Origin of the sequence: Nocardia sp. NPDC051900, from assembly GCF_044452545.1 — a bacterium.
Lineage (GTDB): Bacteria > Actinomycetota > Actinomycetes > Mycobacteriales > Mycobacteriaceae > Nocardia > Nocardia sichangensis.
Genome location: NZ_JBITBU010000005.1, coordinates 145,524 through 161,812, shown reverse-complemented (window position 1 = coordinate 161,812; position 16,289 = coordinate 145,524). Strand labels below are relative to the sequence as shown.

17 protein-coding genes are annotated in these 16,289 nt (G+C 69.0%); 8 read left to right on the top strand and 9 right to left on the bottom strand.

Going from position 1 to position 16,289, the window contains the following annotated elements; genetic code table 11:
* Positions 1-24: 24 nt before the first annotated feature.
* Positions 25-1,218, bottom strand: coding sequence for a MacS family sensor histidine kinase (gene macS / locus ACIA5H_RS09955; RefSeq protein WP_379249350.1), 1,194 nt, complete (start codon positions 1,216-1,218; stop codon positions 25-27).
* The gene (locus ACIA5H_RS09950) at positions 1,178-2,467 is read right to left on the bottom strand and encodes an AI-2E family transporter (RefSeq protein ID WP_397075240.1); all 1,290 of its coding nucleotides are present in this window, start codon (positions 2,465-2,467) and stop codon (positions 1,178-1,180) included. The genes macS and ACIA5H_RS09950 overlap by 41 nt, the downstream gene beginning before the upstream one ends.
* A 267-nt stretch (positions 2,468-2,734) precedes the next feature.
* Between ACIA5H_RS09950 and ACIA5H_RS09945 the strand changes: the two genes are divergently transcribed.
* From ACIA5H_RS09945 to ACIA5H_RS09935, 3 genes are read left to right on the top strand one after another with little or no spacing between them, the layout of a single operon-like run.
* Entirely contained in the window at positions 2,735-4,255 is a 1,521-nt protein-coding gene (locus ACIA5H_RS09945; protein WP_379250098.1) for an adenylate/guanylate cyclase domain-containing protein, read from the top strand.
* A 4-nt stretch (positions 4,256-4,259) separates the two neighbouring features.
* The gene (locus ACIA5H_RS09940; protein ID WP_379249354.1) at positions 4,260-5,348 is read left to right on the top strand and encodes a YbhN family protein; all 1,089 of its coding nucleotides are present in this window, start codon (positions 4,260-4,262) and stop codon (positions 5,346-5,348) included.
* 37 nt (positions 5,349-5,385) lie between these two features.
* On the top strand, positions 5,386-5,754 hold the full coding sequence (locus ACIA5H_RS09935) for a DUF3054 domain-containing protein (protein WP_397075237.1): 369 nt from the start codon (positions 5,386-5,388) through the stop codon (positions 5,752-5,754).
* On the opposite strand, the gene ACIA5H_RS09930 is transcribed toward ACIA5H_RS09935, so the two are convergent.
* Positions 5,755-7,434 (bottom strand): NTF2-like N-terminal transpeptidase domain-containing protein, encoded by a 1,680-nt coding sequence (locus ACIA5H_RS09930; RefSeq protein ID WP_397075235.1) that lies wholly within the window; start codon positions 7,432-7,434, stop codon positions 5,755-5,757.
* Between the two features lie 377 nt (positions 7,435-7,811).
* On the opposite strand from ACIA5H_RS09930, the gene ACIA5H_RS09925 reads away from it, so the two are divergent.
* Both ACIA5H_RS09925 and aroQ read left to right on the top strand, forming a co-directional pair.
* Positions 7,812-8,411: a hypothetical protein gene (locus ACIA5H_RS09925; protein WP_397075233.1), complete on the top strand. Its 600-nt coding sequence runs from the start codon at positions 7,812-7,814 to the stop codon at positions 8,409-8,411.
* 50 nt (positions 8,412-8,461) lie between these two features.
* Positions 8,462-8,917 (top strand): type II 3-dehydroquinate dehydratase, encoded by a 456-nt coding sequence (gene aroQ, locus ACIA5H_RS09920; RefSeq protein ID WP_355071312.1) that lies wholly within the window; start codon positions 8,462-8,464, stop codon positions 8,915-8,917.
* Positions 8,918-8,919: 2 nt separating this feature from the next.
* Here the strand turns inward: aroQ and ACIA5H_RS09915 are convergent, their stop codons facing one another.
* The 3 genes from ACIA5H_RS09915 to ACIA5H_RS09905 form a co-directional block, all read right to left on the bottom strand.
* Positions 8,920-9,366 (bottom strand): nitroreductase family deazaflavin-dependent oxidoreductase, encoded by a 447-nt coding sequence (locus ACIA5H_RS09915; protein WP_355071310.1) that lies wholly within the window; start codon positions 9,364-9,366, stop codon positions 8,920-8,922.
* 65 nt (positions 9,367-9,431) lie between these two features.
* A complete protein-coding gene (locus ACIA5H_RS09910) occupies positions 9,432-9,626 on the bottom strand; it encodes an SRPBCC domain-containing protein (protein ID WP_397075490.1) in 195 nt (64 codons plus the stop codon).
* 115 nt (positions 9,627-9,741) lie between these two features.
* The gene (locus ACIA5H_RS09905) at positions 9,742-10,620 is read right to left on the bottom strand and encodes an NAD(P)-dependent oxidoreductase (RefSeq protein ID WP_397075230.1); all 879 of its coding nucleotides are present in this window, start codon (positions 10,618-10,620) and stop codon (positions 9,742-9,744) included.
* A gap of 144 nt (positions 10,621-10,764) precedes the next feature.
* On the opposite strand from ACIA5H_RS09905, the gene ACIA5H_RS09900 reads away from it, so the two are divergent.
* A complete protein-coding gene (locus ACIA5H_RS09900; RefSeq protein ID WP_379249368.1) occupies positions 10,765-11,115 on the top strand; it encodes a winged helix-turn-helix transcriptional regulator in 351 nt (116 codons plus the stop codon).
* Here the strand turns inward: ACIA5H_RS09900 and ACIA5H_RS09895 are convergent.
* On the bottom strand, positions 11,112-12,230 hold the full coding sequence (locus tag ACIA5H_RS09895) for a glycerate kinase (RefSeq protein WP_397075228.1): 1,119 nt from the start codon (positions 12,228-12,230) through the stop codon (positions 11,112-11,114). The genes ACIA5H_RS09900 and ACIA5H_RS09895 overlap by 4 nt on opposite strands.
* A 355-nt stretch (positions 12,231-12,585) precedes the next feature.
* On the bottom strand, positions 12,586-14,175 hold the full coding sequence (locus ACIA5H_RS09890) for an alpha/beta hydrolase (protein ID WP_397075226.1): 1,590 nt from the start codon (positions 14,173-14,175) through the stop codon (positions 12,586-12,588).
* Positions 14,176-14,333: 158 nt separating this feature from the next.
* Between ACIA5H_RS09890 and ACIA5H_RS09885 the strand changes: the two genes are divergently transcribed.
* The gene (locus ACIA5H_RS09885) at positions 14,334-14,645 is read left to right on the top strand and encodes a GNAT family N-acetyltransferase (RefSeq protein ID WP_355071301.1); all 312 of its coding nucleotides are present in this window, start codon (positions 14,334-14,336) and stop codon (positions 14,643-14,645) included.
* Here the strand turns inward: ACIA5H_RS09885 and ACIA5H_RS09880 are convergent.
* Positions 14,639-15,400, bottom strand: a complete 762-nt coding sequence (locus tag ACIA5H_RS09880) for a 1-acyl-sn-glycerol-3-phosphate acyltransferase (protein WP_355071299.1) — start codon at positions 15,398-15,400, stop codon at positions 14,639-14,641. The genes ACIA5H_RS09885 and ACIA5H_RS09880 overlap by 7 nt on opposite strands.
* Positions 15,401-15,537: 137 nt before the next feature.
* Here ACIA5H_RS09880 and ACIA5H_RS09875 point away from each other — a divergent pair, with 137 nt between their 5' ends.
* On the top strand, positions 15,538-16,182 hold the full coding sequence (locus tag ACIA5H_RS09875; RefSeq protein ID WP_039803016.1) for a YqgE/AlgH family protein: 645 nt from the start codon (positions 15,538-15,540) through the stop codon (positions 16,180-16,182).
* Positions 16,183-16,289: the final 107 nt, after the last annotated feature.

Below are 16,289 nucleotides of genomic sequence, written 5' to 3'. Positions count from 1 at the left end.
TGCCCGCGCCTCGCCGACGCTCGCTCATCTGGGCACCCGGAATTCCCATTCGGTGCCGAATCCGACCCCGCCATCGATCTCGGTGAGCAGGTCCGCGCTGCCGCCGAGTGCCGCGATCCGCCCCACGATGGACCGGGAAACTCCCATGCGCCCTTCGGCTTCCGCCTCGGCCAGCCGTCCTGGCGGGATGCCTACGCCGTCGTCGCGCACGCTGATCACCACTTCGTCGCCGGTGTCCTCCAGCAACACATATGCTCTCGCATCCGGCCCGGCGTGCAGCTCCACATTGGACAATGCCGTGGCCACGGCCGAGGCGATCTCGTTCGCCATCCAGCGGCCGACCCGCACGGGATCGCCGGGCGTGGACACCGACACCGTCGGCGTGGACTGCGCGGTCAGCAGTGGCCGCAGGTCGACCTCGGCTCCGCCCGCGTCCCGGTGATCGGCCTGCTCGGTGATCAGCACGCGCAGCGCCACCTCCTGTTCACCGGCGCGCAGGGCCAATTCCTCCGTGGGTCCGCCGATTTCGCTGCCCCGGCGCTTGATGTAGCTGAGCACCTGCAACACGCCGTCGTGCACCTCGCGCGACAGCCGTTCGCGCTCCTCGGCCGCCGCGGTCAGGCGCACGGCCTGCTCCAGCTGGTCCTGGGCGCGGCGCGCGGTGTTGGCGGCCAAGCCGAGTGCGAGACCCACCGAGACGAGCACCGGCACCGTCGCGTCCGCCCACACGTCCTCACCCCACTGGTCGCGCACCGTCAGCGACACCGCGGCGATCAACGCTCCGGACAGCACGCCCGCGAACGGTCCGCGCAGGATCGCCGCGCCGATCACGGCGTTGGTGGCCCACAGCGTGGTGGGCAGCGTCTGGTGCCCGTGATACCAGTCGTAGTCGGCGACCAGGCGGGTCGCGGCCATCAGCCCGATCACGACCACGTGATCGCCGATCACCACCCAAGTGCGCAGCCGCGCCACCTCGGGGAAATGCCACTGCGACAGCATGATCGCCGAAGCGCCCGACCACACCGCCATCAACGCGATGAGCACCCAGCTCAACCGCTGGTTCGTGTAGTACGGCACCGAAGCGATCTGCTGGCCGACCGCGTACAGCAGCGTGACCAGCCGCAGCGCCTGCGCGGCCCGCCACAGCGGTGTGGTCGCAACGTCGGCCGAGCGCAGCTCAGCCCTTCGGCGTGCCGTCGCCGGCTTGCGCGCCGTCATCGGACTCCGCCTTCCGCTGCGCCGACTCCGTGGCCTGCTTCTTGGTCGCCTCGATCAGCGTCGCGGCCACGTCGAACCGGCCGGGCTCGGGCCGATCCGGTTCGGCCGAATACAGCCCGTGATGGTCCTCGCCGGTCTGCAGCTCCCCGTACAGTTCCTCGGGGCCTTCCAGCAACGACCGGATCGCCGTGTTCATCACGGCCACGAACGGCACCGCCAGCAGACCGCCCGCGATCCCGCCGATCACCACGCCCGCCGTGATCGCCAGCACCACGGCCAGCGGGTGGATACTGACCGCCCGCCCCAGCAGCAGCGGTTGCAGCACATGGCCCTCGAGCTGCATCACGGCGATGATGATGCCGAGCACGATCAGGGCGGTGACCAGCCCTTTGGTCACCAGCGCGATGAACACCGCGATGAATCCGGCCAGGAACGCGCCGATGATCGGGATGAACGCGCCGATGAACACCAGCGAGGCCAGCGGCAACGCCAAAGGCACACCGAGGATGGCCAAACCGGCGCCTATGCCGATGGCGTCCACCGCCGCGACCACGACGGTCGCGCGGACGAACCCGACAAGCGTGCCGAACCCGAGCCGCCCGGCGGTGCGGACCCGCTCGCGATGGTCGGTGGGCACGATCCTGGTGACGAACTCCCAGATCTGATCGCCGCCGTAGAGGAAGAAGATCAGGATGAACAGCGTCAGGAAGGTGCCGGTCAGCAATTCGCCGATCACAGTGGCGGTGGTGAGCGCCCCGCTGGTCAGACTGTCCTGATTGGACTGGATCGCCTTGACGACGGCGTCGCCCACGTTGCGGATCTGCTCGTTGCTCAGATGCAGTCTGCCGTTGATCAGCCAGTCCTGGATCTGGTGGATGCTGTCGGTGAACTTGTTCGACAGCTGCGGCACACCGGCGACGAACTGTTCCACGACGAAGGTCATGATGCCCGCGACCACGCCGATCGACCCGACCAGCGCGACGAAGACACCCACCGAGCGCGGCACGCCCAATCGCTGCATCCAGTCCACCAGCGGCGCGAGCAACGCCGCCGCGAGCAGCGCGATGGCCAGCGGGATGACCACGGTCGCCAATTTCTGCACGATCGCCGTGACCGCGAGCCCCAGCGCGAACAGCACCAGCAGCCGCCAGCCCCACTCCGCCGATACCCGGACGATCGGGTGCACCGTCTCCGCCGCGGGCCGCGACAGCGTGATTTTCCGCTCTGGACTTGGCTTCGGGTCGGTCACCTCCGTGAGCCTAATGGGTGCTGTCGGACCTAGTCCGTCCTCAGCTCGCGCATGGCCGGAGCGAAGGCGGAGGTACGCCTAACGGGTGCTGTCGGACCTAGTCCGTCCTCAGCTCGCGCATGGCCGGAGCGAAGGCGGAGGTACGCCTAACCGGCCCGGCCGTAGCCTGCCGGCCTTCACCGGCGGTCAGCGCCGCGGACAGCCCGACCGGACCGGAACGCTAGATTGGACCCCGTGTCGGCGCCTCTGGAAGCGGTCAAACAGACCATGCGAACGCGCTGGCCGCTGTACCTGACATCGATGCTGCTGGCGAACGCTTTCGGCGCGGTTCTGGTGTGGGCCTTCATCCAGTACGGACTACCCGTCCCCGAGGGCGAGCCAACCGGTGCCAGGAGCACCGGCCTGCTGATTCCGGCCGTCGTCTTCGTGGCGGGCGGCCTGCTCAGCATGGCCGCGTCCGCGCTGATGCTGCGCCCGGTGATGCGCTGGCAGATGCGCGGCGGACCGCCGAGCCGCCAGGAGCAGATGGCCGCGTTGCACGCACCGCTGCGCCAGGCGATCCTGCACCTCGCGCTGTGGCTGATCGGCGGAGCCGTGCTGGCCGTGCTGATCATCAGGGACACTCCCGCGCTGGCGGGCGCGGTCATCGTCACCGAGTGCATGGCCGCGACCATCGTGTTCGGCTTCACCTACATGCTGGGTGAGCGCATCCTGCGCCCGGTGGCGGCCCAGGCGCTGACCGAGGGCACCTTCGACCACACCCTCACTCCCGGCGTCGGCACCAGGATGGGGATGACCTGGGGTATGGGCACCTTCGCCCCCACCATCGCCATCGTGCTGCTGTGCGTGACCCAGATCTCCTCGGACGTGAAGTTCTCCGCCCAGTCGCTGGCCATCTCCATCCTGCTGCTGTGCGGCGTGGTGATCATGCAGGCGCTCGCGCTGTCCATGCTCACCGGTTCGAGCATCTCCGACCCGGTGCGCCAGCTCAGCCAGGCCATCGACCGGGTCCAGGCCGGGGCGCGGGACGTGCAGGTCGAGGTCTTCGACGGCAGTGAGATCGGCCTGTTGCAGGTCGGCTTCAACCGGATGATGGAGGAGGCGGCCAAGCGCCGTCAGCTGCAGGAACTGTTCGGTCAGCACGTCGGCGAAGAGGTGGCGCAGCGGGCGCTGGACTATGGCACCGAACTCGGCGGCGAGACCCGGTTCGTCGCGGTGCTGTTCGTCGACATGGTCGGGTCCACCGCCACCGCCGCCGAGCGGCCGCCCACCGAGGTGGTGAGCCTGCTCAACGAGTTCTTCCGCATCGTGGTCGATGTGATCGACCGCCACCACGGCTTCGTCAACAAATTCGTCGGCGACGCGGCGCTGGCCATCTTCGGCGCGCCGCTGGACCGCCCGGACGCGCCGACCGCCGCGCTCGCCGCCGCGCGCGAATTGCGCGAGACCCTGCGGGAAGTGCCCGGCCTGGACATCGGCATCGGTGTTTCGGCGGGACTGGCCGTCGCGGGGAACATCGGCGCGGCCAACCGCTTCGAGTACACGGTGATCGGGGATCCGGTCAACGAGGCGTCCCGGCTCACCGAGCTGGCCAAAGAACGTCCCGGCCGAACGCTGGCCTCGGGCAGCGCGCTGTATTTCGCCGAGGAGAGCGAGCAGGACCAGTGGGAAACCGGCGACGAGGTACAGCTGCGCGGCAGACGCAGGAAAACGCTTTTGGCCTGGCCACGAGAACGGGCCGACGCGCCCGACGATACCGATGTCGAAACGGCGCGTTCGTTAGGCTGACCGCGTGACGGCCGACGGGGAACGAGCAGACGATCCTGCGCCGCCGCCCACGGCGGGTTCCCGCCGTGGCAGATTCCGCTGGTTGAAATGGGTGCTCGGCGCCGCTCTGCTGGCCCTGCTGATCGCCGAGGGCGTGTACCTCTGGCCGCGGCTACACGAGTCCTGGCGCAAGCTCACCGAGATCCACTGGGGTTGGCTGGCGGCCGCGATCTGGCTGCAGGCGCTGTCGATGAGTGGATTCGGCCGGGTGCAGAAGCAGTTGCTCAACGCGGGTGGCGTCGCGGTGAGTCAGCGGAAGTCCGTCGCCGTGGTCTACGGTGCGACGGCGATGTCGGTGACCCTGCCCGCGGGCCAGGTGTTCTCCACCACGTTCACCTACCGGCAGACCAGACGCTGGGGAGCCAGTCCGGTCGTCGCCTCCTGGCAGCTGGTGTTCTCCGGCGTGGTGGCCGCGGTGGGGCTGGCGCTGCTCGGCGTCGGCGGCACGCTGCTGGCGGGCGGGCAGATCGGCCCGCTGAAGCTGATCCTGTCGCTGGCCGCCGTCGTCGGGCTGGTGTGGGCAGGCAATCACGTCTCACGCAATCCCGGTTCGCTCGACGCGCTGCTGCGCAACCTGCTGGCGCTGGTCAACCGGCTGCGCAAACGCCCGCCCGAGCACGGCGCCGCCAAGATCGAAGACATGCTCGGTCAGCTGGAGTCGGTCGAGCTCGGCAAGCGCGACGGCGTCTTGGTCACGCTCTGGGCGCTGGTGCATCGTTTCGCCGACGTGGCCTGCCTGGGCGCGGCCTGTTACGCGGTCGGCGCCGATCCGCGCATCGCCGGTCTGCTGCTCGCGTTCGCCGTGGGCAAGGCTGTCGGGTCCATTCCGTTCGCGCCGGGCGGCATCGTCTACGTCGACGCGACGCTGATCTACGGCCTCACCGCCGCCGCGGGTCTGTCCGCAGCGCAGGCGGTGGCCGCGGCGTTCGTCTATCGGATGGTGAGCTTCATCCTGGTGGCCATCGCCGGGTGGATCGTGTTCCTGTTCCTGTTCCGTAGGCCGCAGGCCGACGACGCCGAGTTCGAGAAGGAGTTCGAGCAGCGGCGGCTGTGACGGAAGCCGCGTCCTGGCTGCCGTTACGCTGGCCCGCGTGAGGAAACTGGTGCCCTTCGTGGTCGATGCGCTGCTCGTCGTCGTCTTCTGCGCGATCGGCAGGCGCAGCCACGACGAAGCGGTGCTCGCCGGGCTGCTGCGCACCGTGTGGCCGTTCGCGACGGGATTGGTCGTCGGCTGGCTGGTCGTGGCGCTCCGGTGGCGCGCCGCCTCGGGCGACGCGCGCTTCGACATCACCCCGCTGTGGCCCGCCGGAGTCGTGATCTGGGCGTGCACCCTGGTCGGGGGCATGCTGCTGCGCGTGGTCAGCGGTCAGGGCACAGCGGTCAGCTTCGTGCTGGTCGCCGGTGTGGTGCTCGCGGTGTTCCTGCTCGGCTGGCGCGCGGTGTACAAAGCCGTGCGGTGATCACGGCTCCGGAGTCGCCAGCGCCTGCAACATTCTGGCCGCCATCCGCGCGGTCGCGTCCTTGCTGTCCACGTCGTTGATGTGGATCGCGAAGACCAGATCGCCCATCGACCCGATCAGCCACCCGTCCGGACCCGCGGTCGCGGCGAACGCGGCGACGTCGCGGTAGCGGCGCACGCTCGCCAGTTCCGGGGCGTTCGTGGCGTCGCGCAGCATGCCGCGCAGCCGGTCGGCGGTCTGCGGCGGCAACGGATCGAGCCGGGCGTCGGTGGCGCTCGGGCGTCCGGCCTCGATCATCGGCGGCGGCACGGCCCCGCGCGCGATCGCGGCCGCGGCGATGGCCATGCCGTACGGGCTGGCCAGGACGGCGTCCGAACCACCGCCTTGGAGCACCTGCTCGGCGCTGCGCCCCGCGATGGCCAGGCGGCCGGTCACCTCGTCGAGGCCGGGCACCTTGAAGTCGATGCCGACGCCGAGCGCGGTCGCCGCCTCGGCCGCGTCCTGCACCGAGACATCTTGCGGCGCCTTGTTCTTCGCCGACGCCGCGACGGCGCGGAACAGGTCCATGTTGCCGCCCACCGGATACAGTCCGGTGAACGCCACCGAGCCGTGCTCACTGGCCTGGCTGTTCTGCGCGACCGCCACCACCGCCCCCGTGGACGGCTGGATCGCCACGATCGAGGCCTGCGTGGGCACGCTGACCACCGCGTCCTCGGCGGCACGTTGCAAGCGCTGGTCCATCGTGCCCGCGATGTCCGGTCCCGGCGGACCCTGCTGACCGGCGAGTTGCGTGATGAACCGCCCGTCCTGCTCGAACAGCTGCACGCCCCAACCGGAATGCGCTTCCTGACTCTCCTGCTGCACCTTGCGCAGCGCGTCCAGCATCGGCGACCAGACCCGGCGGTCGGCGGAGATCAGCCGTGGCTGCTTCTCCATCACCACGCCGGGTATCGGCGCCATCCGCGGCTCCAGGATCGCGAAGTCCCCCTCGCGCAAGTTCACCGCGATGATCGGCTTGCCCTGCGAGGTGGCCAGCTGCTGCATCAGCGCCGGCCCGGTGATCAGCGGCGCGACCGGCTCGATGGCCTTGGCCAGCGCGTCGGTCGACGCGACCGGGTCGGGCATCTTGGCGGGATCGAGCTTGACGACGTTGATGGTCTGCTCGGTCATCAGCGGTTCACCGGCGATGTCGTTGACCCGCGACGCCGGCGTCGGATAGGTGCGCACCAGCCGCACCGTCCGGTTGTGCGCCAGCTGCGGCATCACGACCGCGGGCTCCCAGGAGATCCGCCAGCCGATGGCGAGCTTGCGCACGTTGCCCTCGAGACTGTAATTCCAGGTCTTGCGCTCGCCGAAGCTCCACTCGACGTCCATGCTGAAGATCGCCGACTGCGCGTCCAGGCCGATGAACTGGGTCTTGCGGTAGTCGACCTTGGCGCCGTGCAACCCCTCGAACATTTGCTTCAGAGTTGCTGTAGCCGCGATGGGGTACGACGTCAGGTCTGCCGCCTTGGTGTAGTCCTGATCGTCGAGCAGGTCCGTGAAGCGCTCTACGACCGCTTCCGCTTCATTCTGCTTCTCGTGTATCCCGCACGACCCGATCCCGAGCGCGAGCGCCGCCACCCCCATGAGTGCCATTGCGCCGCGAACACGAAAGCGGCGGGATCCCCACACGTCCATGTCGCCCACTCTTCACTCTTGTCACTCCAGTAACAAGACCACCGTACCCGAAAAAGACCAGACCGCGATGCCTCCGTAGCGCGGACGTTACCCATGCTCAGCATCCCAATTCTGCCCCGGGATGACGCATCTCGGGGGGCCTTTCATGATCATCGTCCAGCCGGTTGGCGGCAACCGGCGCCGCTACCGTACCGGCCTTCTCGAAAAGTCGCGCGGTTACTACCCGACTCGACGTTTCGTATCAATAAATACCCCGACGGGTGCGGAGCGAAGCAACCGGACCCTTGTTCGCACTGAGCGCAACTCCCCCGCGTGATTTGCGACGTAATCTTGTAATCACTGATAGCAACGCACCACAGTAAGATAGGTGACCCGCCATGAGAAACGCACACCGCGGCCGGGGTTTCGGACGAACGGGCGGTTGGCAGCAAGCCGACCTGCCGGACCCGTCGGACGTACCGGATTGGTTCGCCGGAAGATTGCCAAGTGACTGGTTCACCGGTCCGCCGGTGATCGAGATCGACCGGGACGAGATCGTCGTCATCGGTGAGCTGCCGATTCCGCAGCCGGAGAAGAAGCCGGACGCCGACGATTCCGAAGTCTCGACCGAAGACGTTCCCCGCGCGACCAAGGAGGGAGCGGTCGCCCGGTTCCGCGAGTCCACCCGGCCCGCCCGGATGCAGATCGCGAACGAAGCGCAGCACCGCTACCGGCGCAATGTGGCCTGGGGCGTCTCGGTGGACGGGGAACGGATTCTGTTCACCCACCTGGCCGTGCCTGTGATGACCCGGTTGCGTCAGCCGGAACGCAAGGTGCTCGACACCTTGGTCGACGCCGGCGTCGCCCGTTCCCGCGCCGACGCGCTCGCCTGGACGGTGAAACTGGCGGGCAAGCACGCGGAGACGTGGCTAGAGGAATTGCGCGAAGCCATGCGCAAGGTCGACGACCTGCGTTCGGAAGGCCCGCAGGGGCTGTAGCCGGTCGGGCCCGGTCGGGCGGCGCGGTGTGACGCGGTATCTTGCCGTGCATGGCTGTGACCGCGGACGCGACACCGGGCCCGATCCTGGTTCTCAACGGCCCGAACCTCAACATGCTCGGCACCAGGCAGCCGGAGGTGTACGGGTCGGCGACGCTGGAGGACGTCGTGGAGCTGTGCGAACGGACCGCGGCGAAGTTCGACCGGAAGATCGTCGCCTTCCAGTCCAACTCCGAAGGCGCGCTGATCGATCGCATCCACCAGGCGCGCGGCGCCGAGTCGGGCATCGTGATCAACCCCGGCGGCCTCACCCACACCTCGGTGGCGCTCCGCGACGCGCTGGTGATCCCGGAACTCCCGATCGTCGAGGTGCATATCAGCAATGTGCACGCACGCGAGGAGTTCCGGCACCACTCCTACATCTCCCCGATCGCGACCGCCGTGGTCGCGGGAATGGGCATCCAGGGTTACGCCGCCGCCATCGAATTCCTGGCCCGCTCGCGCTGAGCTCACTTCAGCTGGAATACCGGGAACCCCGGCGCGATGGCGGCGAGTTCCTCGTCGGTGGCGTCCTTGGTCACGCCCTCGAAGAACTTGCCGACCTCCCAGCCCCACTTCCGCAGGTAGAGGCGCAGCAGCGGCACCTTGTCGGCATCGGGCACCTCGGTGGCGGTGAACACCTCGACCTTGCGGCCGAGCCGCAACTCGCCCCCGCCCGCCACGCGCAGGTTGCGCACCCACTGCGTGTGCCCGCGCGGCGCGACGAGGAAGCGCTCGCCGTCCTCGCGCACCATCAGGTTCACCATCGTCGTGCGCCATTCCCCGCTCTTGCGCCCGCGCACCGCGAGCAGCCGCGACCCCATCACGCTGATGCCCAGCTTGGGCAGCAGGTTGGCGATCCGGTTGAAGACCGCGTCGAATCCGGCGGGGCCGACGTAGCGGGTGTTGAGGTCCATGACTACTCCTTATTGTGAGCACTGCTCTCTATAGAGAGAAGTGTTCCACGAAGGGCGCGACAAAGTCAAGAGCACTGCTCTCTTCGCGCCGGGTCGAAGGTGTGCCAGGTGTAGGACAAGCGGCGGTACGGTTCGGCCTCCAGCACGACTTGTTCGGGAGCCTTGCTGCTCCAGTTCTGCTGGCGCCAAGTCGTTTCCGATCCGGGACGCCAGTCCGTGGCGAAGCTCGCGCCCCCAGTAGCGGTTGGTGAACGCCGGATCGGTCAGCGCTTGCCAGAGCTTTTCGGCGGTGGTCTTGATGTAGGTCGTGTAGACGAGGAAGACCCCGTCGGGTCCTCGCGTCGACAGTGCGAGGACCCGGCCGACTCCGCGACGTCAGGCGGGGTCGCGCAGCAGGGCGTAGGTGGAAATGGGGGTTCCGGCCCGCTCGCTGGCGGCGATGGCCTTGCGCCACAGCCCCTGGGCGGTGTGCGAGAGTACGGCGTCGACGCCGATTTCCTCGCTCGCGTCGATAACGTGCTGCGCGCCCGCGTCCATCATCTTCAGACTGGCCAATGACGCCCAGCCGCCGTTCTTGTTGGCGACCGAGTGCTCCTCCATGAAGTAGGGGAAGGCGGCGGCCGAGCGGATCGCGAACGGGACGAACGCGGCGACATCGTGACCGGACCGATCGATCATCGCCGTGGCCTGGTCGAATGCGAGCAACCAGGGATGGAAGATGGTCAGCAGCCCCTGGTAGAAGATCTGGGCCAGGCCGTCGTCCGCGCCGAGGTACTCCTGCGGGCTCAAGGGGCGCAGCAGCTCGGCGTGGGCGTCGAACACCGCACGCGGGCCGCTGTAGAAGATGTAGGACGCCGGATGCGTGATGTTGTCCCCCGCCGACATGACGCCGCCGGAGAGGAACTGCGCGCCGTGCGAGCGGACCCACGCCGCGCCCTTGCGCGCCTGCTCCGGCGAATCGGAGGACAGGTTCGCGATCACCTTGCCGTCGAGGTGGCCGGTCGCCGGACCGAGCACGTCGTACATCGCCGCGTAGTGGGTCAGGCTGAGCACGGTGACCTCGTTGGCATCGAGGGCGGCGGCGACGGTCGCCGCGCGCTTCGCGCCGAGTTCGACCATGGCGTCGACCTTCTCGGGGCTGCGATTCCACACCGTCACCTCGACGCCCGCGGCCAGGAAGGCCCGGACCATCGCCTGCCCCATCGGCCCGAGGCCGACGACGGAGACAGCGCGGGCGGTGGTCTGTTCGGACATGATGTGTCCCTTCGGTTCTCGTCGGTTACTTGCGTCGGCGCCGGAATTCATCGTCGTTCCCGCAGGTAGAGTCGGGAAGACCGAACGTGGAGGTGCGGTTGCTTACCTCGAGGTTCGAAACGAGGTCAGAGGAGCGCGGTGGGCATGAGCAGTGACGCGGATCACGAAGTGTGCGGCATGACGGTCGCGATCGATGTCGTGGGCGGCAAGTGGAAGATGCACCTGATGTGGGTCCTCGGCATCGGCCCCCAGCGCTTCGGCCAGATCCGCAAGCTGCTCGACGGAGTCAGTGAGAAGGTGCTCGCCGAGAACCTGCGTCAGCTCGAGGCCAGCGGTGTGGTGCACCGCGAGGTCTATCCCGAGGTCCCGCCCCGGGTGGAGTACTCGCTCACGCCGCTCGGCGAGGAGTTGGCCGCGGCACTGCGCCCGCTCGAGGAATGGGGCGAACGGCACAAGCACCAACTGGCCGCGAGCACGCTGGCGTCGGCGAGCTAATCCAGCCGGTCGGCGGCGATCCGCGCGCCGACGCGTCGGAGCAGCGACGCCGCCTCGGCCATCGACCGTTCCGGGTCGGGTTCCAGAGCGGCGAGCGCGTAGCAGTCCGCGAAGCCCGCGGCCCGGATCTCGTCGGGCGTGAGCAGCGTGCGGCCCGCAACGGCTATCACCGGGACGTCGGCCTTACGCGCGGCCGCGCACACGCCGACCGGCGCTTTGCCGTGCAAGCTCTGCCGATCGAGCGATCCCTCACCGGTGACCACGAGGGTGGCGGTAGCGAGCAGGGCGGGGAAATCGAGCAGTTCGAGCACGACCTCGATGCCGCTGCGGACCCGCGCGCCCAGCACGGCGAGCGCGCCGAAACCGGTACCGCCCGCCGCACCCGCGCCGGGCAGCCGCGCGAACTCCGGGCCGACGAGTTGCGCCCAAGTGCCGAGAGCGGATTCGAGGACATCGACCTCGGCGGGCCCTGCGCCCTTCTGCGGCCCGTACACCGCCGCCGCGCCGGTCGGGCCGAGTAGCGGATTGTCGACGTCGCAAGCCAGCGTGAACGTCGTGTCCGCGACGCCGGGGTGCAAGCCGGAACGGTCGAGTCGCGCGGCACGGGTGAGGACCGCTCCGCCGCGCGGCAATTCCCGTGCGTCGGCATCGAGCACGCGGACGCCGAGCGCCTGCACCATGCCCGCGCCGCCGTCGGTGGAGGCGCTGCCACCGAGACCGAGCACGATATCGGTCGCGCCATGCTCCATGGCATGCGCCAGCACGACGCCGAGCCCGTATGTGCTCGCGCCCAACGGGTCCAGTCGACGCTCGGGCAAAATCGACAGTCCGACCACGGCCGCCAGTTCGACGACCGCGGTCGCGCCGCGCCGGGCATAGGATGTGCGACGCGGAACCCCCGTCGGCCCCGGAGCGGTCACCTCCACCCGCGCCCAACCCGCCGCGACGAACGCCTCGACCGTGCCGTCACCCCCGTCTGCGACCGGCAGCTGCCGGATCTCGGTCTCCGGCGCGCTCCGCCGCAAACCGTCAGCCAGCGCCGCCGCCACCTCGGGCGCGGCGAGCGACCCCTTGAACTTGTCCGGAGCGATGATGACTCGCGCAGCGGGTGTCATCCCCACATTCTCGGACGCGACCGGACCGGTCGCACCACGACACATCCGCCACAGCCGTCGTCGTTGGCCTTCGCCGACCTCGGACAAGCGTGGACTCCGCACACGAAAGCGGTAAACGGTGTCCTGACCGGCGGATATCGCTGAACTGCGCGACGTGAATCGCACCGGCGTCGCCAGGGAACGAACATCCGGACCTGCACGCCGGTCGCCGCGCTCCGACCGACCCCGGGCCGGATCGACAGCGGGCGAGGACAACGTCGGCCCGATCGAGATGACGAGTTGCTTTTGCGCCGCCATGAGTCCCAGCTCGCGATGTCGGACAGCGGTCGCGAACCACTTTCGTGGGGTCGGACTTTCAGCGTGTGGGCAGCGGAGCCTCGTCGGCCCGTGTGATGCCGACCTTTCCGGTGCGCAAGTAGGTGAGCACGGCCTCGTCCACCGCCGGATTGCCGCGACCGAACGTGCCGTGGTCGCCGCCGTCCACGACGACCAGCGCGCCGCCCAGCGCCGTGGCCATGGCCGGGCCGCCTTCGTACTTGGTCAGCGCGTCGTGGCGGCTCTGCAGTACCAGGGGCGGGGTGCGCAGCCCGGCGCCCGTGATCGGCACCGGTTTCGTCACGGGTTTCCAGGAACCACAGGCCATCCCCGAGCGCACCAGGTCGGCGCGCGCGTCCATGGCGTTGCCGCCGGAGGCGATGGTGCCTGCCGCCGCGCCGAGCAGTTCCGGCCTGCCCGCCACGGCGTTCTCGTTGCAGGTGATCGCACTGAACACGAACCGCCCGGTGGGGTCGGTCGAAGTCGCGCCCTCGATGGCCCGCAGCCGCTGCACGTTCGCCGGATCGGCAGCGGCGTCGGCCATCGCGCGGGCGAAGGTGGGCCAGAAGGTGCGGGTATAGGTGGCCACGGTGGTGGCGCCGAGCAACGGAACCTGCGCGGATACGCCGCCGCTGACCAAGGTGCGCAACAGATTCTGCAGTTTGCCGAGTTGCTCCACGCTGCCGGTGTAGCCGTCCCGGGCGATCTCCGCCAACGGCTCCGGCAGCACGCCGGGCAGGTCGGCGATGCTCGCTGGCGGCGGGGTCAGGTTGGCGTACCAACCGCCGCCCTGGCCTGCCGCCAACCGGACCCAGGTGCGGTAGACCTGCAACGCCGTGTCGCCGAGGTGGTATTCGCCGTCGTGGTCGGCGATCCAGGCGAACAGATCGTCCAGGCGCTGTTTGCCCGCGACCTGCTGCTGGGCGAACTCCTCGGTCCACACCCAGTCCGGATTGACGTTGGAGTCCAGGATCATCCGGTCCACGTGGTCGCCGAACAGTGCCGCGTACACCGCGCCGAGGTAGGTGCCGTAGGACGTGCCGAGGTAGTCGATCCGTTCGAAGCCGAGCGCGGAACGCACGGCGTCGAGGTCGCGCGCGGTGCTCTCGGTGGTGATGGTGTCCAGGTAGCCGGGCTGCGCCGCGTCACAGGCTTTCTTGATCTCGTCGCGGTTGCCGCCGCCGAGCGAGACCTGCTGCCCCTCTCCGTTCTTCGCGCTCGTGCCGCATTGCAGCGGTGTCGCCCAACGCAGTCCGCGCGGCTGGACGGCGATCCGGTCGTAATGCTCGGCCAGCGCGGCGGGGAACACGTCCAACCGGCGCGCCCAATAGTCCAGCGCATCCGCTCCCGGCCCACCGGGATTGGCGAACAGCACACCTTCCCGCTCGCCGGTAGCCGCGATACGGCTGACCGTCAGCTCGATCTTCGCGCCATCCGGGTCGGCGTAGTTCATCGGCACGCTCACGACGGCGCACTGCACGCCCCGATCGGCGGGCACGGCACCCTCGGGGCACTTGCCGAACGCGACGCCCGGCGCGGCGTCCGCCACGCCCGCGACGATCGATCCACCGAGCAGGCCCACGGCGACGACGGCGGCCGCGACCCGCGAAACGCGCGGTGTCCTCAACATATTCCGGTACCTCCCCGAGCCTGCCCGCTCGCGCGCGACGACGGACCCGACCAAGAGCATTCTGCGCAGGCCCGCCCGGACAGACAAGTCGGTGGCGGGATTCCGCCCGCCGCGAGCGTGATTTACCGGGACACCGGCGCACAGAGTAGCGTCGAGCCATGTCGACCGAGGTCAGCAACAACACCGCACTGGAACGTTTCGAGATCTACGTCGACGGTGCGATCGCCGGCTACGCCGAATACCAGGACACGGCCTCCGAGCGCGCGTTCGTGCACACCGAGATCTATCCGCGCTACGAGGGGCAGGGCTATGCGCGGCTGTTGATCGAGACCGCACTCGACAGCACCCGCGACGACAAGCTCGGCGCGCTGCCCATGTGCCGGGCGGTCCACCACTTCATCGAGACCCGCCCCGAATACCTGGTGATGGTGCCGCACTGGGCGCGCGACCGGCTGAACCTGCCTCAGTAGGCCGCGACAGCGCCGTCGAGCGCCTGTTGCAGATCGGTGCGCACCAGCCGGGCGATGTCGCCGGGCCGGGGCGGCAAATCGAGCACCGGGACATTGAAGTAGAAGCTGGCTCCCTTGGCCTCCTCCTTCGTCGGCTGCACCGCCGGGTCCGTGCGCGGACCGTAGCTCAGCGCCATGGACACCAGCACGGGCTCGGCGCCGAGTTTCATCGCCCGGAAGGCGATGTGCCCGATGCCGCTGCCCACCGCCTGCACGCGGGAGGGGTCCACGTCGTTGCAGGTGCCCTCGGGGAACACCGCGATGCCGTCGCCACGGGCCATCCGCTCCGCGCAGACGTCCATCATGAGTTGTCCAGCGGCGTTCACCGCGCGAATGCCGTGGTCCTTGCCACGGAACACCGGGATGCCGCCCATCATGTCGATCTTGCGCCGCTGATCGGGGTCGGCGAACAGTTCGTCCTTGGCCAGTACGCGCACCCGGCCGATCACCCGGCGTAGTCCGCTGCGCCACGCGGCCGCCGCCACGGTGTACGGATCGCTCTCGGAAAGGTGGTTGATCGCGATCAGCAGCGGCCTGTTCTGCCTGATCACCGTGCGGAGCGCTTCGCGCGCGCCCTCGGCGTAGGTGACGCGCGGATGATAGCGGCGGCCGAGAATGGCGTACGCGCCCCATGCCTTCAGACGGTTCTGACGGTGCTCGCGATAGAAGTCGTACACGGCGTCGTTGTTCTCGAGGCGCACCTCGGGCAGTTCCATGACGTGGACTCTACGATGTGGCGGCGGTGGCGCAACGTGACGTCCGACGCCCGGTCCGCGACCCGTTCGGCAAATCCGGAACACACAAGTGGGCCGCAGAAGGCGCATTGTGGGCGAACAGCTGCGATGATGTCGGAGTGGCACGCGCAGAAGACCCGGACGATCGGAAGACTCGCGGCGGGCACGGCGACCGCAGGCGACGCGATTTCCGGCACGGTGAGCAGGTGGTTCGTGCCGGGACGCTGCTGGTGTCGGCCACCGAACTGGTCGAGCCGACCTTCCGGCGCACCGTCGTCTACATCATCGAGCACAACGAGGCGGGCAGTCTCGGCGTCGTGCTGAACCGCCCGAGCGACACGGCCGTGCACGAGGTGCTGCCGCGCTGGACCGACGCGGTCGCGGCCCCACGCACGCTGTTCATCGGCGGCCCGGTGAAACGGGACGCCGCGCTGTGCCTGGGCACGGTCCGGGTGGGCGCCCGGATCGATGGTGTCCCCGGGCTGCGCCGCATCGACGGACGCGTCGTGCTGGTCGACCTGGACGCCGACCCCGAGCGGGTCGGCCCACTGGTCGAGGGCATCCGGATCTTCGCGGGTTACGCCGGCTGGACCTTCGGGCAGCTGGAGGGCGAGTTGGAGAACGACGACTGGATCGTGGTATCGGCCCTGCCGTCCGATCCGATCAGCACCGGCCGCCCCGACCTGTGGGCGCACGTGCTGCGCCGCCAGCCGCTCCCGCTGTCCCTGCTCGCGACACACCCGATTGAACTCGAACGCAACTGAGCACGTGTACTCCTCGAAAGGATCGAAGGAGACACGACATGAGACACGACAACTGAACCGGCGAAAGCATGGGTGACGCATCGGGTGCGCCCACCGACCGGCCCCGC